Source organism: Sorangium sp. So ce131 (assembly GCF_051519095.1).
Taxonomy (GTDB): Bacteria; Myxococcota_A; Polyangia; order Polyangiales; family Polyangiaceae; genus Sorangium.
Genome location: NZ_CP150455.1, coordinates 11283930 through 11308681, shown reverse-complemented (window position 1 = coordinate 11308681; position 24752 = coordinate 11283930). Strand labels below are relative to the sequence as shown.

General features: G+C 73.1%; 19 protein-coding genes. 6 read left to right on the top strand and 13 right to left on the bottom strand.

What is annotated here, in order from left to right:
* Positions 1-254: 254 nt before the first annotated feature.
* Positions 255-1283, top strand: a complete 1029-nt coding sequence (locus WMF43_RS40990) for a hypothetical protein (protein ID WP_437673328.1) — start codon at positions 255-257, stop codon at positions 1281-1283.
* 28 nt (positions 1284-1311) lie between these two features.
* Here WMF43_RS40990 and WMF43_RS40985 read toward each other — a convergent pair whose 3' ends face one another.
* Both WMF43_RS40985 and WMF43_RS40980 read right to left on the bottom strand, forming a co-directional pair.
* A complete protein-coding gene (locus WMF43_RS40985; RefSeq protein WP_437673327.1) occupies positions 1312-2724 on the bottom strand; it encodes a DUF4331 domain-containing protein in 1413 nt (470 codons plus the stop codon).
* A gap of 32 nt (positions 2725-2756) precedes the next feature.
* Positions 2757-3824: a hypothetical protein gene (locus WMF43_RS40980; RefSeq protein WP_437673326.1), complete on the bottom strand. Its 1068-nt coding sequence runs from the start codon at positions 3822-3824 to the stop codon at positions 2757-2759.
* 351 nt (positions 3825-4175) lie between these two features.
* On the opposite strand from WMF43_RS40980, the gene kbl reads away from it, so the two are divergent.
* Positions 4176-5366: a glycine C-acetyltransferase gene (gene kbl / locus WMF43_RS40975; protein ID WP_437673325.1), complete on the top strand. Its 1191-nt coding sequence runs from the start codon at positions 4176-4178 to the stop codon at positions 5364-5366.
* A 39-nt stretch (positions 5367-5405) separates the two neighbouring features.
* Here kbl and WMF43_RS40970 read toward each other — a convergent pair whose 3' ends face one another.
* From WMF43_RS40970 to WMF43_RS40955, 4 genes are all read right to left on the bottom strand, one after another.
* Positions 5406-6575, bottom strand: coding sequence for a zinc-binding dehydrogenase (locus WMF43_RS40970; protein WP_437673324.1), 1170 nt, complete (start codon positions 6573-6575; stop codon positions 5406-5408).
* A 117-nt stretch (positions 6576-6692) separates the two neighbouring features.
* Positions 6693-7382, bottom strand: a complete 690-nt coding sequence (locus WMF43_RS40965) for a hypothetical protein (protein WP_437673323.1) — start codon at positions 7380-7382, stop codon at positions 6693-6695.
* Positions 7383-7498: 116 nt separating this feature from the next.
* Complete coding sequence (lepB, locus tag WMF43_RS40960) at positions 7499-8968, bottom strand: signal peptidase I (RefSeq protein WP_437673322.1); 1470 nt, start codon at positions 8966-8968, stop codon at positions 7499-7501.
* Between the two features lie 321 nt (positions 8969-9289).
* Entirely contained in the window at positions 9290-10372 is a 1083-nt protein-coding gene (locus WMF43_RS40955) for a hypothetical protein (RefSeq protein ID WP_437673321.1), read from the bottom strand.
* Positions 10373-10487: 115 nt separating this feature from the next.
* Here WMF43_RS40955 and WMF43_RS40950 point away from each other — a divergent pair, with 115 nt between their 5' ends.
* From WMF43_RS40950 to WMF43_RS40935, 4 genes are all read left to right on the top strand, one after another.
* Complete coding sequence (locus tag WMF43_RS40950; RefSeq protein WP_437673320.1) at positions 10488-11486, top strand: NAD(P)H-dependent glycerol-3-phosphate dehydrogenase; 999 nt, start codon at positions 10488-10490, stop codon at positions 11484-11486.
* An 83-nt stretch (positions 11487-11569) separates the two neighbouring features.
* Positions 11570-12643, top strand: a complete 1074-nt coding sequence (locus tag WMF43_RS40945) for a hypothetical protein (RefSeq protein WP_437673319.1) — start codon at positions 11570-11572, stop codon at positions 12641-12643.
* 55 nt (positions 12644-12698) lie between these two features.
* Positions 12699-14645, top strand: coding sequence for a sigma 54-interacting transcriptional regulator (locus WMF43_RS40940; RefSeq protein ID WP_437673318.1), 1947 nt, complete (start codon positions 12699-12701; stop codon positions 14643-14645).
* Complete coding sequence (locus WMF43_RS40935; protein ID WP_437673317.1) at positions 14645-17116, top strand: endonuclease MutS2; 2472 nt, start codon at positions 14645-14647, stop codon at positions 17114-17116. Before WMF43_RS40940 ends, WMF43_RS40935 begins: the two co-directional genes overlap by 1 nt.
* 69 nt (positions 17117-17185) lie before the next feature.
* Here the strand turns inward: WMF43_RS40935 and nusB are convergent, their stop codons facing one another.
* From nusB to WMF43_RS40900, 7 genes are all read right to left on the bottom strand, one after another.
* The gene (gene nusB, locus WMF43_RS40930; RefSeq protein ID WP_437673316.1) at positions 17186-17608 is read right to left on the bottom strand and encodes a transcription antitermination factor NusB; all 423 of its coding nucleotides are present in this window, start codon (positions 17606-17608) and stop codon (positions 17186-17188) included.
* Positions 17609-17625: 17 nt separating this feature from the next.
* Positions 17626-18135 carry a 6,7-dimethyl-8-ribityllumazine synthase gene (gene ribH, locus WMF43_RS40925; protein WP_437673315.1) on the bottom strand — a complete coding sequence of 170 codons (510 nt, stop codon included), beginning with the start codon at positions 18133-18135 and terminating at the stop codon, positions 17626-17628.
* A 94-nt stretch (positions 18136-18229) separates the two neighbouring features.
* Complete coding sequence (gene ribB, locus WMF43_RS40920; RefSeq protein WP_437673314.1) at positions 18230-19417, bottom strand: 3,4-dihydroxy-2-butanone-4-phosphate synthase; 1188 nt, start codon at positions 19415-19417, stop codon at positions 18230-18232.
* Positions 19418-19454: 37 nt separating this feature from the next.
* Positions 19455-20180: a riboflavin synthase gene (locus WMF43_RS40915; protein WP_437673313.1), complete on the bottom strand. Its 726-nt coding sequence runs from the start codon at positions 20178-20180 to the stop codon at positions 19455-19457.
* Positions 20181-20200: 20 nt separating this feature from the next.
* A complete protein-coding gene (locus WMF43_RS40910; protein WP_437673312.1) occupies positions 20201-20560 on the bottom strand; it encodes a PilZ domain-containing protein in 360 nt (119 codons plus the stop codon).
* A 6-nt stretch (positions 20561-20566) separates the two neighbouring features.
* Positions 20567-23428, bottom strand: a complete 2862-nt coding sequence (locus WMF43_RS40905; protein ID WP_437673311.1) for an Rne/Rng family ribonuclease — start codon at positions 23426-23428, stop codon at positions 20567-20569.
* A gap of 592 nt (positions 23429-24020) precedes the next feature.
* The gene (locus WMF43_RS40900; protein WP_437673310.1) at positions 24021-24548 is read right to left on the bottom strand and encodes a hypothetical protein; all 528 of its coding nucleotides are present in this window, start codon (positions 24546-24548) and stop codon (positions 24021-24023) included.
* Between the last annotated feature and the right edge of the window lie 204 nt (positions 24549-24752).

Here is a 24752-nt window from a genome sequence, read left to right as displayed (position 1 = left end):
TCAGCCGTCGCCTGCGAGCACAGCCGTCGCCTGCGAGCACAGCCGGTGAGCGCACCTGTCCCGAGAGACACCCTAGATATGCCGCAGGGGCGCTCGCTGGGCCTCCGCCCGGGGCGCGCCGCGCCGAGCGCCGCGGCGAAGCGCGCCTGATCCGACGGCGAAAGGGGTTGCCTCGCCGCGATGCGCCGGCAAGCTCGCGGCTCCGGCGCCTCGCTGGGTCCACCAGCGGCGCGCGGCCGGGGGGGGAGATCGCGGTGCCTGTCTCGACGGATGGCGACCGCCTGCGGCGGCTCTGCGCCGCAGCGCTGGTCGTGCAGCTCGGCGCCGCGTGCGCTCAGCGCAGCGCGCCCGACGCCAGCGCGACCGCGGCGCCTTCGGCGGCGCCGCTCACGGTCGATGCGGCGACGCCCGCAGTCGGCGCGCCCGCAGTCGGCGCGGGGCCGCCCGCCGTCGGCACGGTGGTTGACGAGATCGCCCCGGTCTATCCGAAGACCGACGGCGCGCCGGATCCGCTCGCGGCGCAGCTGTGCGAGGCGCTGCACGCGCTGCCCGCGCGGCGCAAGGCGGCGTGCTGCAGCGGCGGCGCAGGATTCCACGCCGCGGCGGAGTGCACGCGCGCGCTGAGCTTCGCGGTGCGCGCGCAGGCGGTGACGCTCTCGCCCGGCGAGGTCGGCCGCTGCGTCGAGGCGATGGCGCGCTCGATCGATGGGTGCGACTGGGTCACTCCGCTCGCCGCGCCGGTCCCGGCCGCGTGCGAGGGCATCGTGCGGGGCGCGCTCGGCGACGGCGCGCGGTGCCGGTCGTCGCTCGAGTGCGCGGATGGGCTGCGCTGCGACGGCGCCGGCCCCACCGACGCGGGCGTCTGCCGCGCCCCGGCCGCCGCGGGGCCTTGCGGCCTCGCCGTCGACGCGCTCGCCGCGGTCACCCGCCAGACCCGCTACGCGGAGGCGCACCCTGAATGCCGCGGCCACTGCGCCGGGCGCGCCTGCGCGCCCGACGTCCCGCTCGGCGGCCGCTGCGAGGGCCACGCCGCCTGCGGGCGAGGGCGCCGCTGCGTCGACGGGCGCTGCAGCGACGCGCCGCTCCCTCCCGCCGGCGCCGCCTGCCTCGGCGGCCTTTGCGCGCCCGGCGCGCGCTGCGTGGAGGGGCGCTGCGCGGCGTCGCGGGCCGAGGGCGAGGCGTGCGCACGCGACGCCGAGTGCCGCGCCGCGTGTGTTCGCCCGGACGGCCGCGCCGCGGGCGCAGGCGGCGTGTGTGGGAAGCGGTGCGCGGCGGCGCCTTGACGCGCGATGTCCGCCGCGCCGCGCCGGATCAGGGCCGGAGGTGGCCCTGCGTCGCGCCCTCCCAGGGCGTCGCGAGGTAGGGGAACGCCGGGAGAAACGGCGCGTCGTTCGCGGCGACGCCGTCGCCCGCGGCCCCGCCGAGCGCGCCCGTCAGGAGCAGCGAGAGCACGGCGTCGGTGACGTCGGTCTGCTCGTGGTCGGCGCCGACCGTCAGCGCGCGGCCGTTCGGGAAGCCCGACGGCATGCCGAGATCGATCCGCAGCACGTCGCCGAACGTCTCGATGGCGTGCCCCCCGAGCGCCGCGGGCTTCAGGTTGAACGTGTCGATGAGGTCGGTCCGGCCCTGCTTCAGCGCCTCGGGATCGAAGGCCGCGAGGGGCTGGCCGGCCCGGTAGAGGCCCGCGAACTCGGCGTCGCGCACCAGCATCGGGTTCAGGAAGTACGCGCCGAAGTTGGCGAGATCGTCGCGCGGGTGCGCGCGGTTGTACTTGTCCCTGTCCTGAAGGCCGATGATCCAGGTGTTGACGAGCGGCAGGCCGACCCGCGACACCTGGACCCACGGCCCGAGGCCGTCCTCCTTGCCGTTCGCGCGCAGGATCCGCACCTTGCGGCGGCTCGCCGAGGCCCAGATGCCGAGCGTCTGCCGGTCGCTCGCCCCCGGCGTCGGCGCCGACCCGCCGTTGACCTTGGCCAGCGGGATCTCGAGCGCGAGCGTGTGCACGTTGAAGCCCGCGAGGCCATCGCGGGCGGCGCACGCCGGGTGAGGCGCCGAGAGCAGCGGGCACAGCCCCGCGAGGTCGGACCCGCGGCCGAGATCGGCGTAGAAGCCGTCGTCGCGCGGGCCGACCCAGGCGCGCCCCTCGCCGCCCGCCATCTGCTTGAGGAACTTCGAGGACGTCGCGAAGGCCGGGTAGCCCCCGCCGGCGATCCGGTAGGCGAGCTCGTTCGTCCGCCGCCCGATGTTCGGCGGCACGACCGGCGCGTCGGCCAGGATGACCGTCGCCGACCCGCCCTCGATCTTCGTGAGCGTGTACGTCTGCGCGCCGCCCGCGAGCTGCGCGAAGAGCTCCTCGCCGCCGCTCGGGGCCGGGGCGAGCGCCGCCGGATCCGACGCGCGGTACGGCGCGGTCGAGAGCCGGAACTGGTACGTCAGCGCGTCCTCGAGGCTCGACGGGCCGCGGGCGATGTGCACCTCGTAGAGCACGTCGTCCGAGAGGCCGTGGAAGCCCGGCCCGCCGGCGCGCTCCTGGTGCGGGGCGTAGCTCGCCAGGATCACGAGGTTTCCGCCCTCCACCCACGCGTACAGGTCGGTGTTGTCGGCGGCCGGGTCCCGCGCGATCGCGGGCGCCTCGCGGTGGCTCGACGCCGCGGCGAGGCCGGGTGCGCTGAGCGCGACGGACGCCGCGAAGACGGCGCCGGCGCGCGACGGTCGGTGGATCATGCGTGCAGGTCCTCCCATGGCACTGCTCGGGCTCACCGCCGGAGCAGGAACACCGAGCCCTTCCCCTGGGCCTCGCGATCCGCGAACGCGAAGACGTCGGCGCCCTTCGCCCGGTGCATCCCGCCGGGCTCGTCGTGCCCCAGGGCGCCGGCGTCGAGCCGCGAGCGCGCGCCGGACGGGAGCGCGATCCGCGCGATCTCGCCGGCGCCTCGGACCACGTCGCGCGCGAGCACGAGCAGCGCCGCGCCGTCGAGCGTCAGCGCGATCCCGCAGGGATAACCGGCGTGGAGCCCCGCGACGACCGGGCTCACGAAGCCGTCGTCGATCCTGAAGATCGTCGCCGTCCCGTCGGGGCTCGCGAGGGTGTCGCAGACGAAGACGTCGCCGTCGTCGGCGACGGCGACGCCGCTCGGGTCGACGAGCGGGCTCCCCTTGGCGAGCGCCGCGGCGACCCCGCCGCGCGCCGGCAGCGCGAACACGCCGGGCTGGCCGTCCTCGGGGTCGCGCCCGGCCACGACGATCCGGTCCTCGCCGGACGGGCCGCGGGTGACCTCGAGGCCGCGCGCGAGCAGCCCCTCGCCGCCGGGTACGGGCGCGACGGCGCCGCCGGCCAGGTCGATCGCGAAGAGGCCGCCGGCGTCGGCGGAGGGCGCGCTGCCCGCGCCGGGATCCGCCACGAAGAGGCGGCCGCCGTCCGTGCTCGTCGCGATCCCGAGCGGCGCGACGAAGGGGGCGCCGACCGCAACCTCGGTCGATCTCACCTCGCCGTGGGTGCTGGCCTTGAAGACCCCGGCCGTCCCGTTCTCGTCGATCCCGGTGAAGTAGACGTACGCCCCGCCGGGATCCGGCGTCGCGTCGAACGGCAGCGCGGGGGCGAGCGGCGCGATCACATACGACCCGCCACCGCCCGCTCCGCCCTCTCCGCCCGTGCCGCTGCCGACGGGGGGCCCTGCTTCCGTCCCTCCGGTCGAGCCCGCGCTGGTCCGTCCAGGCGTCTCCTCCGCGCGGCTGCACCCCGGGTTGCCCGCGGCGGTCGCGAGCGACGCGACCGCGCACAGCACACCGGCGCTTCGCCGGAGGTCGCCCCTGGCTTCCGTCATGCCTTCTCCTCCCGGCGGCTCGGGCCGTGTGTCCGCCTCGCGGAGCACGCGTCCGCCTCGCCGCTCGCGCGCCCGCCTCGCGGCGCGCCCGCTCCGCGGCGCACGCCCGTCCGCGGCGCGCGACCGCGAATCAATAATCCACGTCGCGCGCGGCCCCAGCGCGACGGTTCTGCCACGGCCCTCGCGCGCCGAGTAGGCCTCGGCCGCGCCGCGCGCGAGAAAGCCGCGCGCATCCTGCCTCGCGGGTCCGGGAGCGCCCGCCGTCGCTCGGGCCGAGGCGCGGCGCCGCGCGGGGGCGCCGGACGGCGTTCCCCCGTCGACCCGCTCTCACCGTCGTTTTATAAAGATCTCATGTTCGATGTCGCTCGGTCAGTGTACGCGCGGGCGTTGGAGGACATCCGTGCGGCGGGCCTCTACAAGGAAGAGCGGACCCTCACGACGCCGCAGGGGCCGGCGATCCGGACCGAGGGCGGGCGCGAGGTCCTCAACTTCTGCGCGAACAACTACCTGGGCCTGTCGACGCATCCGGCGGTGCTCGGCGCCGCGAAGCAGGCGCTCGACTCGCATGGCTTCGGCCTCTCCAGCGTCCGGTTCATCTGCGGCACGCAGGACCTGCACCGGCGGCTGGAGTCCAGGATCGCCCGCTTCTTCGGCACCGAGGACACGATCCTCTACTCGTCCTGCTTCGACGCGAACGGCGGCCTGTTCGAGACGCTGCTCGGCGAGGAGGACGCCATCATCTCGGACGCGCTGAACCACGCGTCGATCATCGACGGCATCCGCCTCTGCAAGGCCGAGCGGCACCGCTACCCGAACGGGGACATGGCCGCGCTCGAGGACATCCTCCGCAAGACGACCGGCAAGCGCCTCCGCATGATCGCCACCGACGGCGTGTTCTCGATGGACGGGTACCTCGCGAAGCTCGACACCATCTGCGAGCTCGCCGACAAGTACCGCGCGCTGGTGATGGTCGACGACTCGCACGCGACCGGGTTCATCGGGCCGACCGGGCGCGGGACCGCGGAGCTCTGCGACGTCATGCACCGCGTGGACGTCATCACCTCGACGCTCGGCAAGGCGCTGGGCGGGGCGAGCGGCGGCTTCACGACCGGCCGGCAGGAGATCGTCGATCTGCTCCGGCAGCGCTCGCGGCCGTACCTGTTCTCGAACACCCTCGCCCCCGCGATCGCCGGCGCGTCGATCGCCGTGTTCGACCTCATCGACCAGAACGCCTCGCTGCGCCAGCAGGTGATGGAGAACGCGCGGCGGTTCCGGCAGGGAATGACCCAGGCCGGGTTCACGATCAAGCCGGGCATCCACCCGATCGTGCCCATCATGCTGGGCGAGGCGCGCCTCGCGAACGAGATGGCGAAGGCGCTGCTCGCCGAGGGCATCTACGTCATCGGCTTCTCGTACCCGGTCGTCCCGAAGGGCGAGGCCCGCATCCGGGTGCAGCTCTCCGCCGCGCACGAGCCCGCCCACATCGACCAGGCGCTCGAGGCGTTCCGCAAGGTGGGCAAGCAGCTCGGGATCGTCGGCTGATCCTCAGCACCGGAGGATCACCCTCGGGTGGTTCGAGCCTCAGTACCGGAGGATCACCTTCGGGTGGTTCGAGATCGCCTCCTGGAAGCTCGCCGGGTCGTAGCCCTCGAAGTCGAACACCGTCCCTTCGCCCCGGTTCAGGATCACCTCCCAGATGAGGTCGTGGATGTTCGGATCGCGCGACTCGAGCAGGTGCCGCGTGATGTGCCACGTCTCGAAGATGCGGCGGCCGATCACGCTGTGCAGGCTGATGCCGTCCACGATGAGCCGGTCGAAGTTCTCGATCACCGCGTCGCCGCTCTTCAGGCCGAAGAGGATGACGTCGCCGCCGCGCCGCGCCGCGTGGATCGCGTTGTTGACGCTGCTGTTCACGCCGCTCATCTCGAGAACGACGTCGACGCCGACGCCGTCGGTCAACTTCCTCACCCGCTCGGTCAGCTCGGGGTCGCTCGCGTGGGGCCGCTCCGGGCTCGCCCGGTGCGGCCGCAGCACCACGTCGGCGCCCAGGCGGCGGGCCATCTCGGCGTTCCGCTCGGCCGGCTCCACGCCGATGACGTAGATCGCCCCCATCGCGCGGGCGATCGCGACCGCGAAGAGCCCGATGGTGCCGCAGCCGAAGATGGCCACGCGCTTGCCGCGCAGGTTCACCTTGGTGCACGCGTGCACGGCGTTGCCGAACGGCTCCTGCACCGCGGCCACCTCGGGGCGGATCCGGGTGATGTCGGTCCGCCAGAGGTTCTTCGCCGGCAGCTTCACGAGCTCGGCGAAGCAGCCGTCCTCGCTGATGCCGATGATCTTGTCGTCGGCGCACACGTGGGTGTCGCCGATGCGGCACTGGTAACAGGCGCCGCAGGCGATGTGGCTCTCGGTCGACACGATGTCGCCGACCTCCAGCCCGAAGGTCCGGCGCGCGTCGGTCCCGAGGTCGACGACGCGGCCGAGCAGCTCGTGGCCGATCGTGCGCGTCGACTTCCGGTCGCGATCGAGCGACCGGAAGATCATGTCCTTGAAGGCGCTGCGGAACCAGATGCCGCGATCGGAGCCGCAGAAGCCCGTCATGATCGGCTTGATCAGGACGCTCGCGCGGTCGTGGTAGTCCTTGCCCTCGTTGATCGCCGGGCGCTCGACCTCGGCCTTGGACAGCCCGACCGTGGACTCCCACGGGGACTTCTCGCGGTCGTACGTCAGCGCCCACATCCTGTCGCTCATGCACCTGGCTCCTGGTCGGGGCTCGAGGCGCACGAAGCTGGCGCCCGGGCACCTCAGGCGCGTCTAGCGTGGCGCGCGGACGGCCGAGCGCCCATCAGAAAATTGCGCTCAGCCTGTTCACTTCTTCTTCTCGAGGATCTTCTTCAGGTCGATCCGCGGCCGCGCCGCGCCGCCGTCCGCCGCGCCCGCGTCGCCGCCCGCGGCCGTGCCCGCGCCCGCGTCGCCGCCGGCGGCCGTGCCCGCGTCGCCGCCCGCGGCGGTGCCCGCGCCCGCATCGCCGCCCGCGGCGGTGCCCGCGCCCGCGTCGCCGCCGGCGGCCGCGCCCGCGTCACCTCCCGCGGCCGTGCCCGCGCCCGTGCCCGCGCCGGCAGCCGGCTTGGCGGCTCCGGCCGCGGAGCGGACGTCGGCGTCGGTCGCGACCGACGCGCGGGTGTCGTTCACCTTGAGCTGGATCCACCCGAGCGTGGGCTGGCCTGCGTTCTGGAAGGCGACGAGCATCCAGTCCTGGTGACTCGCCTTGAGCTCCACGATGGCGCCGTTGTCGAGCCGCGCGAGCTCCTTCGAGGTGATGTCCGCCGACTGGTACACGGGGAACGCTTGCAGCAGGCGCCGGCTCCCGGGCTGGGGCGTCATGGTCGGGTACGTCGCCACGTAGCCCGCCGGGAGGTCCGCCGTGGCCGGCGCCGCCGTGGGCGCCGCGTCCGCGGCCGCGCCGTTCGTCGTCGAGGGCTCCTCCCTGTTGCATCCTGCTCCGGCGAACAAGCTGCCCGCGAGCACCAGGCTCCACATCTCGACCGTACGTGCCATCCTCAATCCTCCGTCGCCTCGGGCCGGGTGACTCGCTGCGTCGGCCATGAGGCCCGCGAACCGTACACGAGCGCCACGGGGAGCGCAGCTCCCCACACGCGCTCATTTTGGCGGGCTCAGCGCTTGGATTGAGGGCGCGCGGACGCCGGAGGCGGCGTCGTCTCGGCGATCGGCGGACGCTCGCGCATGCATTTGTCCAGGCCATCCTGGAGGCTGGCCTCGTGGGCTCCGGGGAGCTTCGGGCGGCCCATCACGTTCACGAAGAGGCGATCCTGCGCGATGCCGCCGCCGGGGCCGAAGCTCATCCACACGAACATCGCGCGGCCCTTGATGTTCTCGAACGGCACGCCCGCGCCGAGCCCGCCGCGCCAGCTGCGCGAGTCGTGGCTGTTGTTGCGGTTGTCGCCCATCACCCACACCTCGTTCGCGGCCACCTTGAACGGGCCCTGCTGCATCCCGCAGACGCCGGCCCGGCAGGTGAGGCCCGGGCCGCAGTCCTCGTTCGCCACGCACATCGTCTCGTCGGGGTTCGTGTCGTAGAGCGTGAAGTACGACTTGTCCCCGAGGAACTCGACGAACAGCTCCGCCTGCCGGCCCTCGTAGCGGTACGGGCCGACGTGACAGTGCGGGACGAGCCAGCCGTTGAGGATGGGGCGGCCGTTGATGGCCTCCAGCGTGTCGCCCGAGACGGCGATCGTCCGCTTGATGAAGTCCTGCTCCTTGTTCTCGGGGAACTTGAACACCATCACGTCGCCGCGCGCCGGCGGCAGGCGCGGGAACAGGCGCTGGTCGGTCCAGGGGATGAGCGGGCCGTAGGTGAACTTGTTGACGAAGATGTGGTCGCCGACCATCAAGGTCGGGATCATCGAGCCGCTCGGGATCTTGAACGCCTCGACGACGAAGGCGCGCAGGAGGAGCGCCACCGCGACGGCGATGCCGATCGACTCCGCGTACTCGCGCATCTCGCCCTTGCGCCAGCGGCCGAGGTGCTCGCCGATCACCCGGTCGGCGCGGCCGTGGGCTGTGTCGAACTCGTCCGCGTCGAACGTCTCGGCCGTCATCGTGCGCTCGAGCGCCTGGATCGCCTGCGCGACCTGCTCGCGCTCGCCGCTCGTCAGCTCGCGCTCGACCTCGCGCTTGCGGCTGCGCAGGATCCGGTGCGCCTCGTCGAGGAGCGCGGCGGCGTCCTCGAAGCGGGCGCGCGCCTTGGGCGGGATGTCCCGCCGCCCGCCGACGCCGATCGTCGACGCGAAGGGCAGGTCGTGGCGGAAGCGCCAGAGGAGCATCGCGAAGATCGTGAAGAGCACGATGCCCGCCGGGATCTGCTGCTCGCCGACGAAGACGCGGAGCGGCTGGGCGCTCCCGCCCTGGGACGGCGGGGTGAGCAGCCAGACGTTCAGGACCGCGAGCGCGAACGGCACGAGGCAGATCCACACGAAGTGGAACAGGAACCGCAGCAGCCGGCCGTCCCTGCCCCCCGGCGGAGGCGAGCCGCCGGTCGAGCGCGGCTCCGGCGAGCTCCCGCTCGGCGGCGGCGCCGGCTTGGCCGCGCTGGCGCGGGGCTCCGCGGTGGCGCCGCCCCTCATCGAGGATCGGACATCTGCGCTCGCGGACCGATTGGCCGCGACCGACGGTACGCTGCTGGGTTGTTCATCGGGTCGCGGCGGCAAGAGAGAGCTTATGTATACGGCGCCCTCCGCTGCGGCAAGTGCACACGCGCGGGGGGCGACACGAGGTCCGTCGGCGGCATCGTTGTGTGCGTTCTGCTGTGCGTTCTGCTGTGCGTTCTGCTGTGCGTTCTGCTGCGCGTTCTGCCGTTCGTTCCGCGTGTGTTCCCGTCACGCTGGTCACGCCCGCCGCGCCTGTCCCCGGCGGCTGCGTACGTTGCGCGCGCCGCGCGCGGCGCGTCACGGGGCATCGCCGACCTCGACGGCGTAGCTCACCAGGGCGGCCCGGTCGTCGAGGGCATACGTCGTCGGCTGCGTCCGCCCAGCCGCGCCCGTGTTGTCCACGACCAGGTAGTACTGCCCCTTGGGGAGCGGCAACGTGCGCCGCCAGGGGGCGCCCGAGTACACGGGCTCGTCGTACAGGGGCGGCGCCGGCGGCGGCGTCGGCGCCGGCTGGGTCAGGTACACCTGGAGCCACTGCTCGGCGAGGATCCGGGGGACGAGGATCACGTCCACGCCGGGCGCTCCCTCGAGGGCGATCGTGAGCGTCACGGCCTGGCCGCTGTCCGTGATCTCCAGCGGGCCGATGTAGTCGCGCTGGTTCTGGTGCACCTCGGTCCGCTCGTTCGCCAGCAGCAGCTTGCCGTTGTCGCGGCGCTCGTACGGGGCGCGGGGCCGCTTCCCCTTCTCGATGACGCCGAGGCCGAACTGCACCGCGCCGTCGTCGTCGCGGATGACGGTGAACCCGCGGGCGATCTCGGTCTTCACGAGCTGCGCGCCGAGCGCGTTGGCGTAGGCGCTGCCCTGGGCGAGCGAGACGCCGCCGAGCGAGACGGCGGCGGGCTGCTCGATGAGCCGGGTCGTGAAGCTCGCCGCCGTGGTCGAGCGCTGACGGAAGTACACGTACATCGTGTCGCCATCCATCAGGAAGTCGTGGTCGTACTCGACGGCGGCGCTCGCGTCGAAGCCCATGCGCTTCGTCAGGTTCGTCCAGATCACGCCGCTGCCGCCGAACTGCAGGAACAGGTTCCCGTTCGCGAGCTCCTGGGCCACGCACGAGCTCGGGTAGAACCGGCCGGTCACCGGATCGTCGTCGCGGAGGCGCAGCGGCACGCTCCGCTTCTGCATCTCGGTGCAGAGCTGGCTCGTGGCGAAGGCGAGGATGGCGCGGCGGAGCGAGAGGTTGCCCGGATCGTTCACGACGCCGGGCATGACGCCGAGCGCGCCTTGACCGGAGGCGCCGCACGCGCCGCACGCCGCCCCGAGCAGGGCGAGGCAGAGCGCGAGGCCGAGCGCGCGCAGCGCGGCGGTGCGGAGGAACATGGGCGCAGCATAGTCGAAAGAGCAACGGATCGAGCGCCGCCGGCGATCGCCGGCGCGCGGTCCGGACGGCGCGCGGCGATCCGCCCGGCGCCCGGGTGGTGGTAGGGTCGCTGGCATGGCGAACGTCGCAGTGATCGGGGCCGGCGCCTGGGGGACGGCGCTGGCGAAGCTGCTGGCCGACAAGGGCAACCCCACCGCGCTCTGGGCGCACCGCGGCGAGCTGGCCGAGCAGATCGGCCGCGACCGCCAGAACCACCGCTACCTGCCGGGCGTGGAGCTGCCCGCGAGCCTGCGCGCGACGGGCGATCTCGAGGGCGCGCTCCGCGGCGCCGAGCTCGTCGTCGTCGTCGTGCCGTCCCACGCCCTGCGCGAGGTGATCCGCGAGGCGGGCCGCCACATCCCGCCGGACGCGCTCGTCTGCAGCGCGACGAAGGGCATCGAGAACGACTCGCTGATGCTGATGAGCGAGGTGCTCGTCGACGAGCTCGGGCCGGAGATCGAGCCGCGGCTCTCGTACCTGTCGGGCCCGAGCTTCGCGCGCGAGGTCGCGGCCGGCCAGCCGACCGCGGTGGTGGTCGCGGGCAGGAGCCCGCGCGAGACGCACGAGGTGCAGCGCATGCTCGCGACGGATCGGTTCCGGGTCTACTCGTCCGACGACGTCGTGGGCGTCGAGGTGGGCGGCGCCCTCAAGAACGTCGTCGCCATCGCGGCCGGCATCTGCGACGGCCTCGGCCTCGGGCACAACGCGCGCGCCGGCCTCATCACGCGCGGCCTCGCGGAGATCGGCCGCATGGCCGCCGCGAAGGGGGCGAACCCGCTCACCCTGGCGGGGCTCTCCGGGATGGGCGACCTGGTGCTCACGTGCACGGGCGAGCTCTCGCGCAACCGCACCGTCGGGCTCGAGATGGGCAGGGGCCGGAAGCTCGACGAGATCCTCGCCGGCCTCGGCCACGTCGCCGAGGGGGTGAGGACGGCGAAGAGCGCGTACGACCTCGCGAGCAAGCTGGGCGTGGTCGCGCCGATCGCCGTCGAGGTGTACCGCATGCTCTACGAGGGGAAGCCGCCGCCGCAGGCCGTCGTCGACCTCATGACCCGCGCCCTCACGCGGGAGTGAGCCGCGCCGTCGTCGTCGCCGCGCGCGCTTTCTCGCGCTGCGCCCGCGCGTCGCCCGGCGCCAGCGTGTAAAGTGGCGCCGCGATGAACACGCGCCCTCTCGTGAGCTTCACCTCCGCGCTTCTCCTCCTGTCGGGCGTCAGCGCTACGGCCTCCGCCCAGTACGGCGCGCCTTACGGCGCCCCGCAGGGCGGGTCGTACGACATCCAGGTCGGCGGCCAGGTCGGCGGTCCGTACGGCGCGCCCTACGGCGGGTATGGCTACGCGCCGCCGCAGAAAAAGAGCCAGCCGAAGTCGACGCCGCTCGAGGTCGGCTACCTCTACGCGACGTCGGTCGCCTACGGCATGGGGACCGGCGTCTGGATCGACGCGCTCGCCGGCATCGAGGACCCCGGCGTGCAGTTCATCGCGCCCGCGGTCCTCGGCGTCGCCGCGCCGGTCGGCGTCTACTTCCTCGACAAGCCACCGATGCCGCGCGGCATGCCCTCCGCGATCGCCACCGGCATGGTGATCGGCGCCGGCGAGGGGCTCGGCATCGCCTCGTACCAGTACGTCACGGCGAGGAAGGGCAAGGAGTGGGGGTTCCTCGGCCTCGCGACCTCGGAGGTCATCGGCTCCACCGTGGGCGGCGCCGCGGGCTGGGCCTTTTATGAGCTCTTCCGGCCGAGGCCCCAGACGAACATGTTCCTCGCCTCGGGCGCGGTGTGGGGCACCCTCATCGGCAGCGAGTTCGGGGCCGCCGCGAGCAGCGGCGGCTGGAGCGAGGCCAACGACAGCATCTCGCTGGGCGGGCTGATCGGGTTCAACGTCGCGACCGCGGGCGCCGTCGGTCTGTCCATCGCCTGGACGCCGTCGTGGAACCAGCTCGCGTGGATGTGGGGCGGCCTCGGCATCGGCACGGTGGTGTCGTTGCCCATCTACTTCGCGTACATCGGCAGCGATCACGACCCCCGCCGCGGCCTCATCGCGCAGGGGGCCGCGGGCGCCCTCGGCATCGTGGCGGGGGCGCTGTTCCTCGGGCGCCCGGACCCCAGCGCCGACGTCGCCCTGACCGAGCCGGAGGACCGCGGGAGACCCCCGTTCGCGCGTGTGCTCGGCGGAGGTCTGGTGCCCTACCAGGGCGGCATGGGGGCGTGTGTCCTCGGAGAGCTCTGGTAGCCGAGGCCGCGGTGCGCCGGACAACACGGCTGCGTGAGGCCGCGGCGCGCCTGCTATGCTCCTCTCAATGCCGACCCTGAAGTATTTCGCCACCGAGGGCGCGCCACGACTCTACAGCGTCCACAAGCCGGTCACGACGATCGGCAAGGCGCTCGGAAACGACGTCGCGATCGCGGGGGCAGGGGTGCTGGAGCATCACGCCCAGATCGTGTTCGACGGGCGAGACTTCGTGCTGGAGGAGTGCGAGCGCGACGGCGAGATCGCGATCAACGGCAAGAAGAAGCGGCGCGCCCGCCTGGTGCACGGCGACCGGCTCCAGCTCGGCGGCGTGGAGGTCGGCTTCTCGATGTTCGCCGAGGCGCCGAGCGTCCAGCAAGCGCGGCTCCCCGACGACGGAGGCGCGGAGCGGCCCGTCCCGCTCCAGGGCTCGTCGGAGCTCGCCGGCGTCCGCAAGCTGTTCGCGTTCAGCGAGAAGCTCATCAACCGGCGCAGCGTCGACGAGCTCCTCGAGGCGATGCTCGACGACGTGATCGAGCTGACGCACGCCGACAAGGGCTTCCTGCTGCTCCTCGAGGGCGCCGAGGCGGCGGCCGACTCGGCGGCCCGCGAGGGCGCCCCGACGCTGGCCCACGTCGGCGGCGAGCGCAAGCTCGCGGTGCGCGCGTCCCGCAACGTCCGCAAGGAGGCGATCACCGACGCGGCCGGGGGGATCTCGGACAGCATCGTGCGGCAGGTCATCGCGTCGGGCCGCCCCGTGATCGTCTCCGACGCGCTCGCCGACACGCAGTTCGGCCGGAGCGACAGCGTCATCGCGATGAAGCTCTCCAGCGTGATGTGCGCGCCGCTCCTGTCGCAGGGGCAGATCATCGGCGCCCTCTACGTCGGCAACGACAAGATCAAGCACCTCTTCGACCGCGCGCAGCTCGACCTGCTCAGCATCTTCGCGTCGCAGGCCTCGCTCATCCTGCAGAACGCGATGCTCCTGAACGCCCTCCGGGCCGACAAGGCCAAGCTCGTCGCCGAGCTGCACGACAAGAAGTTCGGCGAGATCATCGGCGCCTGCCCGTCGATGCTCGAGGTGTTCCGCAAGCTGCAGAAGGTCGCGGCGACGGACATCAGCGTGCTCATCACCGGCGAGACGGGCACGGGCAAGGAGCTCATCGCGCGGGAGCTCCACCGGCGGAGCCAGCGCGAGGGCGGCCCCTTCGTCACGATCAACTGCGGCGCGATCCCCGAGAACCTCATCGAGAGCGAGCTCTTCGGCCACGTGAAGGGGGCCTTCACCGGCGCCATCGCCAGCCGCCCGGGCAAGTTCCAGGTCGCCGACAAGGGCACGCTGTTCCTCGACGAGATCGGCGAGCTCCCGCTGAACCTCCAGGTGAAGCTGCTCCGCGCCCTCCAGGAGCGGGTCGTCTTCCGCGTCGGCGACTCGAAGCCCGAGAAGGTCGACATCCGCATCGTCGCGGCCACGAACCGGAACCTCGAGGAGGAGATCCGCACCGGCAACTTCCGGGAGGACCTCTACTACCGGCTCAACGTCGTGAACCTGTGGCTCCCCCCGCTCCGCGAGCGCGGCGACGACGTGCTCATCATCGCCAAGGTGCTGCTCTCGAAGTACGCGGACGAGCTCGGCAGCCCGGTGCGCGGCTTCAGCCCCGCCGCGCTCGCCGCGATCAAGAAGTACTCGTGGCCGGGCAACATCCGGCAGCTCGAGAACCGCATCAAGAAGGCGCTGGTCCTCTGCGATCAGGCGCTGCTCTCCGTGGAGGACCTCGACCTCGGCCCCGGCGCCGAGACGGCCGTCATGCCGCTGGAGAAGGCGAAGGAGGAGTTCCAGCGGCGGTACGTGCTGGAGGCGCTCGAGCGCAACAACGGCAACCGGACGCAGACCGCGCGCGATCTCGGCGTCGACCCGCGCACCATCTTCCGCTACCTCGAGAAGGAGCAGAACCCGATGCCGAGCGGGGCCGGCGGCGTGGCCCGCGATCCGACCGAAGCGTGATGGAACACGATCCTGCGGGGCCCTTCGCGGACCCCTGTCCGACCAAGACCCGCGCCGACCTGGAGTGGGACCGCCTCCTCGAGGCGCTCGCGGAGCGCTGCGCGTCCCGCGCCGGCAAGCGCCTCGCCCGGGCCCTCCCGTTCGCCCAGACGCGCGCCGAGGCGCTCGCCACCCTCGCGGAGGTGCGCGAGGCCGTCGAGCTCGCCCGGACCGGCGAGCCGGTGCCCGCGCGCGACGTCGCCGAGATCGACGACGCGCTCGATCGGGCGCGCATTGGCGCCGCGCTCGCGAACGAGGAGCTCCGCGCCGTGCTCGGCCTGCTCGAGGCCGCGCGCACGTCGCGGCAGTACCTCCAGGGCCGCCGGCAGATCGCGCCCGCGCTCTACGCGGCCTGCGCGATCAACCCGGAGCTCGACAGCGTCGCGCGCGAGCTCGCGGCGGCCTTCGATCCGGACGGCACGCTCTCGGACCGCGCCTCGCCCCGGCTGGAGGCGCTGCGCGCGGAGCGGCGGGCGGTGCGCGATCGGCTCGTCCGCCGCCTCGAGGACCTCATCCAGAAGCACGAGGACATTCTCCAGGACCGCTACTGGACCGAGCGCGACGGGCGCTACGTGCTGCCGGTGCGCTCCGACGCGCACGAGCGCTTCCCCGGGATCGTGCACGCGACGAGCGCGAGCGGCGCCACCGTGTTCGTCGAGCCGCGGGTGCTCGTCGAGACGGGCAACCGGATGAAGATGGTCGACGCGGAGGTCGCGCGCGAGGAGCACGCGATCTACGCCGCGCTCACCGCCCGCGTGGCCGAGGACGTCGAGAGCGTCGCGGCCGCCGCGCGCGCGCTGGCCCACGCCGACGTGCGCGCCGCCGCCGCGCGGCTCGCGCGGGACCTCGACCTCACCTTCCCGGAGGTCCCGGAGGACGCGTTCGACGCGGGCCGGGGGGCGCCCGAGGGCGCGGCGGCGCGGGTCTCGATCGAGCTCCTCGGCGGCCGCCACCCGCTGCTCGCGCTCGACGGCGTGAAGGTGGTCCCGAGCGACGTCGCGGTGAGCGCGGGCCGCGCGATGATCGTCTCCGGCCCGAACGCCGGCGGCAAGACGGTGGCCCTGAAGACGCTCGGGCTCGCGGCGCTGATGGTCCGCGCGGGCCTGCCGGTCGCGGCCAGGGAGGGGTCCCGCGTCGCGCTCTTCGACGTCGTGCTGACCGACGTCGGCGACGACCAGAACCTCCACAAGAACCTGTCGACCTTCAGCGCCCACGTGAAGAACCTGGGGCGGATCCTCGGCGAGACGCGGCCCGGCGCCCTCGTCCTGCTCGACGAGCTGGCCGGCGGCACCGACCCGCGCGAGGGCGAGGCGCTCGCCGCGGCCGTGCTCGACTCGCTCTGCGCGCGCGGCGGCACCGTCGCGTGCACGACGCACTACGAGGGCCTCAAGGCGCTCGCGCTGGGCGATCCGCGGTTCGAGAACGCCTCGGTCGGCTTCGACCTCGGCACGATGAGCCCGACGTTCCGGCTCATCGTCGGCGTGCCCGGCGCCTCGAGCGCGCTCGCCGTCGCGCGGCAGTTCGGGATCCCGGGCACCGTGCTCGAGCGGGCCGAGCGCTTCCTCACGAAGGAGGCGGTCACCTTCGAGCAGATGGTCGAGAAGCTCGCCGCCGAGCGGCGCGCGCTCGAGCTCGCGCGCGAGGACGCCGAGCGCGAGGCGGCCGCCTCGCGCGCGAAGCGGCGGGAGCTCGATCACGAGATCGAGCGGCTCCGCGAGAAGGAGCGCGGCGTGATCACGCGCGAGAGCGAGGCGCTGCTCGCGAGCCTCAGGCGCGCGCGCGAGGATCTCAGGGCGGCGCAGGCGCGCCTGCGCGGCAAGCCCACCGAGGAGGACGTGCGGGCGGCCGCGCGCGCCATGGACGCGGTGGGGCAGAAGATGTCGCTCGGCGGCGAGCTCGAGCTGCGCCCGAAGGACGAGCCGCCGGCGCGGCCTGCGGTGGACCCGGCGGCGATCCGCGTGGGCGCGCGCGTCTACGTGCCCCGGCTGCGGGCCGAGGCCGAGGTGGTCGAGGTCCTCTCCGGCGGCCAGCTGCGGGTCGCCGCCGGGGCGCTCAAGCTCACGACCTCGATCGCCGAGCTGCGCGGCACCGGCGCGCCGCCCGGCGCGGGCGCCCCGGCCGCCGGCGCGCCGCAGCGCCGCGTCGACCTCGACGCGGCCGCGGATCCTGACGTCCCGATCCAGACGCAGGACAACACCGTCGATCTGCGCGGCCTGCGCGCGCACGAGGCCGTCGCCATGGCCGAGCAGTTCCTCGATCGCGCGCTCGGCGCCGGCCGCAAGGTCACGTTCTTCGTGCACGGGCACGGCACGGGCGCGCTGCGCGACGCGGTCCGCGAGGCGCTGCGCGCGAGCCCCTACGTCGCGCGCCTCCGCCCGGGCGGCCCCGGCGAGGGCGGCGACGGCGTCACGGTCGCGTGGCTGAAGTGGTGAGCGGCCGCGCGGCGCGCTCAGCGGTCCCGGTCATGCGGCCGACGTGGTGAGCGGCCGCGCGCGGCGCGCTCAGCGGTCCCGGTCGACGCGCCCGAGGTTCTCGGCGATCCGGTCGAGCACGCCGTTCACGAACGCGCCGCTCTCCTCGCTGCCGTAGCGCTTGGCGAGCTCGACCGCCTCGTCGAGGATGACCGCGCGCGGCACCTCCGGGTGGTTCATGAGCTCCCACGCGCCGAGCCGGAGGACGTTCCGGTCGACCCGCGCCATCCGCTCCAGGCGCCAGTTGGTGCTCGCCTTGCGGATCGCCTCGTCCACGGCCGCGAGGTCGCTGGCGACGCCCGTCACCACCTCGTCCGCGTACGCGCGCCCCTCCGGATCGCCCGGCGTCTCGCGCCAGTAGGTCGCGACGACGCGCGGCGCCGAGTTCCCGCCGGCCTCCACCGCGAACAGCATCTGCAAGGCCGCCTCGCGGCCGGTCGAACGCGCACCCATCTCTCGGAACCTTTTGTCTACAGGCCAGCGGCGTCCAGCGCCGCGCCGAGCGCGAGCATCTCGATCGCGCTGACCGCGGCCTCCCACCCCTTATTGCCATGTTTCGTCCCCGCCCGCTCGATCGCCTGCTCGATCGAGTCGGTCGTGAGGACGCCGAACGTGACCGGCAGCCCCGTCTGGAGCGACACGGTCGCGATCCCCTTCGTCACCTCGGCGGCCACGTAGTCGAAATGCGGGGTCGAGCCGCGGATCACGGCGCCGAGCGCGATGATCGCGTCGACGCTCTTGCGGTTCGCGAGCCTCCCGACGACGGTCGGCACCTCCCACGCCCCTGGGACGCGCACGATCGACGTCCGCTCGAGCGAGCCGCCGTGCCGCGCGATGGCGTCGAGCGCGCCGTCGACCAGGCGGTCGACGATGAAATGGTTGAACCGGCTCGCCACGAGCGCGAAGCGCGCCCCCGGCGGGACCACCAGGTTCCCTTCGATCACCCTCGGCTGAGCTTGCCCGGCCGCTTGCTGTGCCATCCGCCGTCCTCTCTCTTCCTTGTCCGCGCGCGGTGCGCGGTCGCGGCGCTCGCGATCCTCTCGCAGCGCCCTCGTTCCTCAGCGCCTCGGCGCTTCAGGCCTCGGCCTTCATCGACACGAGCGGCACCCGCTCGGCCACCGTGAGCCCGAACCCGGTGAGGCCCACGATCTTCGGCTGGCTGTTCGTGAGCAGCCGGATCTGGTGCACCCCGAGGTCCGCCAGGACCTGCGCGCCGAGCCCGAACTCCCGCAGCGTCCACGGCTGCTGCGCCTGGAGCACGGGGGCGTTCTCGTCGGGCAGCGGGCCCTTCAGCTGCTCCAGCTCGCGGCTCAGCTCCCCCCGCGAGGGGATGTAGACGACCACCCCGACGCCCGCGTTCTCGATCGCGAGCAGCGCCTCGCGCAGGTTCGAGCCGCCGTCGAAGGGCGTCGAGCTGAACAGATCCGCGATGATCGAGCCGGAGTGCACCCGGCAGAGGATCGGCTCCGGCGTCGCGACCGCGCCCTTGGTCAGCGCGATGAACTGCCGCGGCTCGTTGATGACCTCGTAGATGTAGGCCGACCACTCCGTGCCGGTGAGATCCAGCCGCAGCGTCCGCTCGCTGACGCGCCGGACCATCCGCTCGGTCTGGAGCCGGTACTGGATGAGGTCCGCGACCGTCACGATCAGGAGCCCGTGCTTCGCGGCGAACACCTCGAGGTCCGGCATGCGCGCCATGCTGCCGTCGTCGTTCATGATCTCGCAGATGACGCCCGCGGGCCGCATCCCGGCGAGGCGCGCGAGGTCCACGGACCCCTCGGTCTGCCCCGTCCGCACGAGCACGCCCCCGCGCCGCGCCTTGAGCGGGAAGACGTGCCCCGGCGTGACGAGGTCCTCCGGCTTGGCGTCGCGCGCGATCGCCACCCGGATCGTGTGCGCCCGGTCGGCGGCGCTGATCCCCGTCGTCACCCCCGTGCGGGCCTCGATGCTCACCGTGAAGGCGGTGCCGAGCGGCGGCCCGTTCCGCCCCGGCGCCGACATCATCGGCAGCTCGAGGCGCGCGACCTGCTCCTCGTCGAGGGCGAGGCAGATGAGGCCGCGCCCGTGCATCGCCATGAAGTTGATCGCCTCGGGGGTCACCGCCTCCGCCGCCATGCAGAGGTCCCCCTCGTTCTCGCGGTCCTCGTCGTCGACGAGGATCACCATCTTGCCGGCGCGGATGTGATCGAGCGCGGTGTTCACGCGGTCGAGCACCGCCTTGTCGATGGTCAGCCGATGCGGCATCGGACCCCCGGAGGTCATGTCGTGGCCGAGCTTGCCGCTCGAGGCTGACAGAGCCTCACCAGAATCCCCCCGCGCGCAGCTTTGCGAGGAGTCGTTCGTCGTGATCCGCATGCTCTCCCGTATTTCCACGCTCGTCGTCGCCCTCGCGAGCGTCCCCGCTCGAGCGGCTCCGCAGGCTGGCGAGCGATGCGACCTCGAGCTGCCGCGCCACGTAGCGCGCGAGCACGTCAACTTCAAGGTTGACGGTCGTGCCCGGACGGAGCTCGCCGAGCAGCGTCCGCTCGATGGTGTGCGGCACCAGCATCACCTCGAACCAGGCCTCCGCGGCGCCCGCCGCGGACACGGCGTTGAGCGTGAGGCTCGCGCCGTCCACGGCGATCGAGCCCTTCGCGGCCAGGTACGCCGCGAGCTCGGGCGGGGCGCTCACCCGGAGGCGGATCGCGTCGCCGGCGCGCGACCGCTCGGCGACGCGCCCGAGGCCGTCCACGTGGCCCAGCACCACGTGCCCGCCCATCCGCGCGCCGAGCGGCGTCGCGCGCTCGAGGTGGACCCGCGCGCCGACCTGGAGCGCGCCGAGCGTGGTGCGGCTCAGGGTCTCCGAGGACATGTCGCACTCGAACCCCCCCGGCGCGATGCGGTCGACGGTGAGGCAGGCGCCGTTCACGCTGATGGACTCGCCGAGCGACAGCGGCCCGAGGTTCGCCTCGATGAGCGCGCGGGCCACCTCGCCGCCGCTCCGGCGGCGGAGCACCCCGATCGTCTCGACAAGCCCGGTGAACATCGCCGAAGCCTCCTCCGCGCCTAGTCCTTCGACGCGCGGTGCCCCTGGCTGGTCAGGAGCTTGTCGATGAGCCCCTGCGAGTAGCTCGACAGCTCGGTGAAGACGACGCCCATCCCCTGCGGATCGTCGTGCACGCGCACGACCTCGCCGACGCCCTCGATCGTCTCGATGTCGTCCATGATCACGGTGAACCGGAGGTTCACCTTCGTTCCGACGGCGAGCGGCGTCTTCGACCGCACGAACACGCCGGTGCGGGAGATGTTCGTCACGTACTCGTTGATGAACGCGTCATAGGACTCGAACTCCTTGTTGATGGTGACGCGCTCGTCCCTGCGTCCCGTCTTCTCGCTGCTCTCCGGAGAACCCTGATCGTCCGCCATGGCGCCTTACCTGCCTTGCAGATCGAACTGCTCGAGGTGGTACTCCTTTCGGGGCACGAGATCGATCCGCCGCTGGAACAGCCGCTCCGCCTCCTGCACGGCGATGCGCTCGTCGTTCTTCAGGAGATCGATCACCGCCGGATGCGCGTTGACCACGACCGAGTAGCCGGGCAAGTTCATCCGCTCGCGCCGAATCTGCCGCAGGATCTCGTAGGCGATGGTCTGCTTGGACTGCAGCTGCCCCGTCCCGTCGCAGTAGAAACACGGCTCCAGGATCGTCCGCCCGAGGCTCTCGCGCGTCCGCTTCCGGGTCATCTCGATCAGGCCGAGATCGGAGATCCGGTTCAGCGTGGTCTTCGCCTTGTCCTTGGAGAGCAGCTCCTCGAGGCGGCGCCGCACCTTCTCCCGGTTCTGCGCCCGCTCCATGTCGATGAGGTCGAGGATGATCAGGCCGCCGATGTTGCGGAACCGGAGCTGATACGCGATCTCCTCGACCGCCTCGAGGTTGGTCGTCAGGATCGTCTCCTCGAGGTCCTTCGACCCCTTGCCGACGAACCGCCCCGTGTTCACGTCGATCGCGGTGAGCGCCTCGGCCTGATCGATGATCAGGTGCCCCCCCGACGGGAGCGGGACCTTGCGCGAGAGCGCGCGCTGGATCTCGTCCTCGATGCCGTACGCGTCGAAGATCGGCTCGGTCCCCTCGTAGAGCTCCACCGCGTCGGCGCGCTCGGGCATGAACATCTCGACGAAGCGCCGCAGGCGGATGTACTCCTCGCGGTCGTCGATCACGATCTTCTCGATGTCGTCGGTGAAGAGGTCGCGGGCGGTCTTCAGCACCAGATCGAGCTCGGTGTAGAGCACCGCCGGCGCCCTCACGCCGCTCTCCCGCTTCTTCGCGACCTCGCCCCAGAGGCGCACGAGGTAGCCGACGTCGGCCTTCAGCTGCTTCTTCGTGAGGCCCTCGGCGAGCGTGCGCACGATGAGCCCGCCCTGCGGGGGCTTCATGGCCTCGATCGCGTCGCGCAGCCGGGAGCGCTCCTTCTCGGAGCCGATCCGCTTCGAGATCCCGATGTGATCGACGGTCGGCAGGTACACGACGTAGCGGCCGGGCAGCGAGATATGGCTCGTGACGCGGGCGCCCTTCGTCCCGATCGGCTCCTTCGAGATCTGGACGATGACCTCCTGCCCCTCGCGGACGACCTCGCGGATCGGGGTCGACTTGGAGATGCGCGGCGGCTCGTTCTGCCAGCTGCGCGAGCTCTGCTGTCCGCGCGCGGCGCTCTTGCCCTTGCCGTCCCGCGCCTGGTCGCGCCCGCGCGCGCGCTGGTCGCGACCGCGCTGCTCGCGCTCGCGGCCGCCTTGCTGCCCTCGTCCGCCTCGGTCGCGCCCTTCACGCGGCGCCTCGCGCCCTTCGCGCGGCGCCTCGCGCCCCTCGCGCGGCGCCTCGCGCCCCTCGCGCGGCGCCTCGCGCCCCTCGCGCGGCGCCTCGCGCCCCTCGCGCCCTTCGCGCGGCTCGCGTCCTTCTCGCCCTTCGCGCGGCTCGCGTCCTTCGCGTCCTTGGCGCGGCTCACGTCCCTCGCGCCCTTGGCGCGGCTCACGTCCCTCGCGCCCTTCGCGCGGCTCGCGTCCTTCTCGCCCTTCGCGCGGCTCGCGTCCCTCGCGCCCTTCGCGCGGCGTCTCGCGCGCCTCCGCCGGTGTTCCCGACTCGAGCGCAACGCCGGTGCCTTCGAGGTTCGCGCGCCGGTCGCGCGTCCTACCCGAGCGGCGCACGCGCGCCTCCCGCCGTCCGCGCGGGCTGCGCCCGTTGCGCGCCCGCGCTGCCGGCGGGACCTCCTCGCCTGGGGCCTCCGGCGCGGCCGCTCTCTCGGCGGCCTGCGGCGCGCTCTCCTCCTGTCCGACCGGCCATTCGCCGGCGGCGGCGTGCGGGACGGGCTCCTCCGGTGCGCTCTCCGCCCCCGGCTCCGCCTCGCCGCTGTCCGAGGCGTCGCTCGGCGGCTGCTGGCGCTCCGCGGCAGCGCCCCATGCGGCGACGTCGGGCTGCGGCGAGACAGGCTCGATATCGTAGGCGGGCGCGTCGAGATCGTCGTCCTCCTCGGGCTCGGAGCCGGCCTCGTCGGCGTCGACGTCGGCGCCCGGCGACGCGACCAGCTCCTCGTCGTCGTCCTCGGCGTCGGCGTCGGCGTCGGCGCCCGGCGGCGCGACCAGCTCCTCGTCGTCGTCGGCCTCCGCGTCCGCCTCCGCGAGGTCGTGCCCGCCGTCGATCTCCGGCTCCGCGTCGTCGTCGGCGTCATCGAGCGCCACCATCGTCCCCACGCCTGCGAACGCCTGTCCGGAGGGGCTTCCGAGCACGTCGAGCGCCGTGGGCAGCTCGATCGGCACGTCGCTCGTCTCCTCGACGACGGCTTCCGCCTCGAACTCTTCCTCGGCGCCGAAGTCCGCGTCGCCCCGAGGCTCATGGTGCTCGGCCGCTGCGTCGGGGCTCTCCGGCGCGGCTTCTGCGTGGGAGATCTCGTGGGCTTCGTGCTCTTCAGGCTCGGGCCCGGGCGCCTCGCTGCCGCGCGCGGCGCGCCCCCGCGAGGAGGCGCGTTCCTCCTCGGCTGGGCGGCGGTGCCCGGCCAGGTACGCCTCGAAATCGTCGGGCCGGATGAGGTCCTCGACGTGCAGGAAGGCGGCTCGCTCGAGGCCCACGTCGATGAACGCGGCCTGCATGCCGGGCAATACGCGGCTCACCTTGCCGAGGTAGATGTTTCCGAGCGTCCCCTTGGAGCTCTCCCGCTCGAGATGCAGCTCAGCGATGATCCCGTTTTCGATCAGCGCGACCCGAGTCTCGCGGATGTCCACATTGATGACGAGAAGGTTCTTTCCCATGTCGGATGCCGCACATCGGCGGCGCCGCCAAGCGTTACCACGGGTTGCGCGAGCCATGAAGGCGCAACCCGGCTCGCGCTGCGCGATTGAGGGCGCCGGGCGGGCAGGACGCCGAGGCAGGCCGGCCGTCAGCCCGTGAGCTACCTCGCGCATCGGCCGCCGCGGCCGGGCCAGGCGCGGCCCCCTCCGGCGACCTGACCAGCCTGGTTCAGGGCGCTCCAGGCCGATGCGCCCGCCCCGGCGCGCGCGCTGTCCCCGGGCGGCCTCCTGCGCCGGCGGCCCCCCCGAGCCGCGCTGCCGGCCCTCCCTGGGTCGCCTCGGGCCCCAGGGCGTGCTCGGCTCAGGCCCCTCGGCCTCGGCCGGCGCGCCCTCGCCCGTACCCTGCTCCGTACGCCGCCGCGCTCTCCCCACGGCGCCTCCGGCGCCGGCGCGGGCGAGCCGTACGGGAGGTGCGCCTCGTGGATGCAGCCTCAGCAGATTCCGTGGACGTCGCGCGGGCGGGGCCGACACCCCTGCTGCGGGGCGCCCAAATGGTCAAAGGGGGCAGCCGTCCGGCGCCCCCTTCTGCGGTGACCTGCTGTTGGTCAGCGCCTCACTGCGCCTCGCACAGCGGCTCGTCGTCTGCACCGCAGCTCGTGGGGCACTCGTCGCAAATAACGCACTTGCTGAGGGCGTCGTAGGCTGCGACCGCGTCCTCCGGGGCGCTCGCGCGGCACGCTTCCGCGCACGCGGCCGGATCCTCGGCCTCGGGGCAGTCGTCGAGACACTCCACCAGATCGACACATTCGCCGTTGTCCCCGCAGGCGTTTCTGGCGTCGTTGCACGCCCCGGCCAAGGCACACTCGTAGCAGCCCGTGGCCGTCTCGATGCCGCACTCGTCCGCCATCTCATCGCAGGTCACGGGCCCCGAAGAGCTAGAGCTCGTGGGGCTCCCGCCGCCTGCATCACCGCCTGCGCCGCCGTTGCCGCCCGAGCCGGTCGCGCCGCCGCCGCCGCCGCCCGAGCCGCCGGTGGCGCCGCCCCCGCTGGTCGTGCTGCCCGCCGAGCCGTTCTCGTCGTCTCCGCACGCTGCGAGGGCGCAGACGGAAATCAAAAACGCAGCGAATCCCCAAGATTTCATGCTCAATACCTCCACAGAACCCAACCGACCCTTCATTCGTAGACTCGGCGACCCCCCAACGCTCGGCATGCCCGCCACACCACCCGGTTTCCTGCGACTGGCCCCCGGGTGCACCTGTGCAGATCGTTGGTCAGAGAGAAGCATCGCGCGTGGAGAACACAGAAAACCAGCCACGCAAGGCGTTTTTACACGTTCGGGATCGGC

Bases quoted from the DNA above. Each gene is read 5' to 3' on its own strand.
- kbl (WP_437673325.1), top strand. From the start codon at position 4,176: ATGTTCGATGTCGCTCGGTCAGTGTACGCGCGGGCGTTGGAGGACATC.
- WMF43_RS40945 (WP_437673319.1), top strand. From the start codon at position 11,570: ATGAACACGCGCCCTCTCGTGAGCTTCACCTCCGCGCTTCTCCTCCTG.
- lepB (WP_437673322.1), bottom strand. From the start codon at position 8,968: ATGAGGGGCGGCGCCACCGCGGAGCCCCGCGCCAGCGCGGCCAAGCCG.
- WMF43_RS40965 (WP_437673323.1), bottom strand. From the start codon at position 7,382: ATGGCACGTACGGTCGAGATGTGGAGCCTGGTGCTCGCGGGCAGCTTG.
- WMF43_RS40910 (WP_437673312.1), bottom strand. From the start codon at position 20,560: ATGGCGGACGATCAGGGTTCTCCGGAGAGCAGCGAGAAGACGGGACGC.
- nusB (WP_437673316.1), bottom strand. From the start codon at position 17,608: ATGGGTGCGCGTTCGACCGGCCGCGAGGCGGCCTTGCAGATGCTGTTC.
- WMF43_RS40980 (WP_437673326.1), bottom strand. From the start codon at position 3,824: ATGACGGAAGCCAGGGGCGACCTCCGGCGAAGCGCCGGTGTGCTGTGC.
- WMF43_RS40940 (WP_437673318.1), top strand. From the start codon at position 12,699: ATGCTCCTCTCAATGCCGACCCTGAAGTATTTCGCCACCGAGGGCGCG.
- WMF43_RS40950 (WP_437673320.1), top strand. From the start codon at position 10,488: ATGGCGAACGTCGCAGTGATCGGGGCCGGCGCCTGGGGGACGGCGCTG.
- WMF43_RS40915 (WP_437673313.1), bottom strand. From the start codon at position 20,180: ATGTTCACCGGGCTTGTCGAGACGATCGGGGTGCTCCGCCGCCGGAGC.
- WMF43_RS40985 (WP_437673327.1), bottom strand. From the start codon at position 2,724: ATGATCCACCGACCGTCGCGCGCCGGCGCCGTCTTCGCGGCGTCCGTC.
- WMF43_RS40900 (WP_437673310.1), bottom strand. From the start codon at position 24,548: ATGAAATCTTGGGGATTCGCTGCGTTTTTGATTTCCGTCTGCGCCCTC.
- ribH (WP_437673315.1), bottom strand. From the start codon at position 18,135: ATGGCACAGCAAGCGGCCGGGCAAGCTCAGCCGAGGGTGATCGAAGGG.
- WMF43_RS40935 (WP_437673317.1), top strand. From the start codon at position 14,645: ATGGAACACGATCCTGCGGGGCCCTTCGCGGACCCCTGTCCGACCAAG.
- WMF43_RS40955 (WP_437673321.1), bottom strand. From the start codon at position 10,372: ATGTTCCTCCGCACCGCCGCGCTGCGCGCGCTCGGCCTCGCGCTCTGC.
- ribB (WP_437673314.1), bottom strand. From the start codon at position 19,417: ATGACCTCCGGGGGTCCGATGCCGCATCGGCTGACCATCGACAAGGCG.
- WMF43_RS40905 (WP_437673311.1), bottom strand. From the start codon at position 23,428: ATGGGAAAGAACCTTCTCGTCATCAATGTGGACATCCGCGAGACTCGG.
- WMF43_RS40970 (WP_437673324.1), bottom strand. From the start codon at position 6,575: ATGAGCGACAGGATGTGGGCGCTGACGTACGACCGCGAGAAGTCCCCG.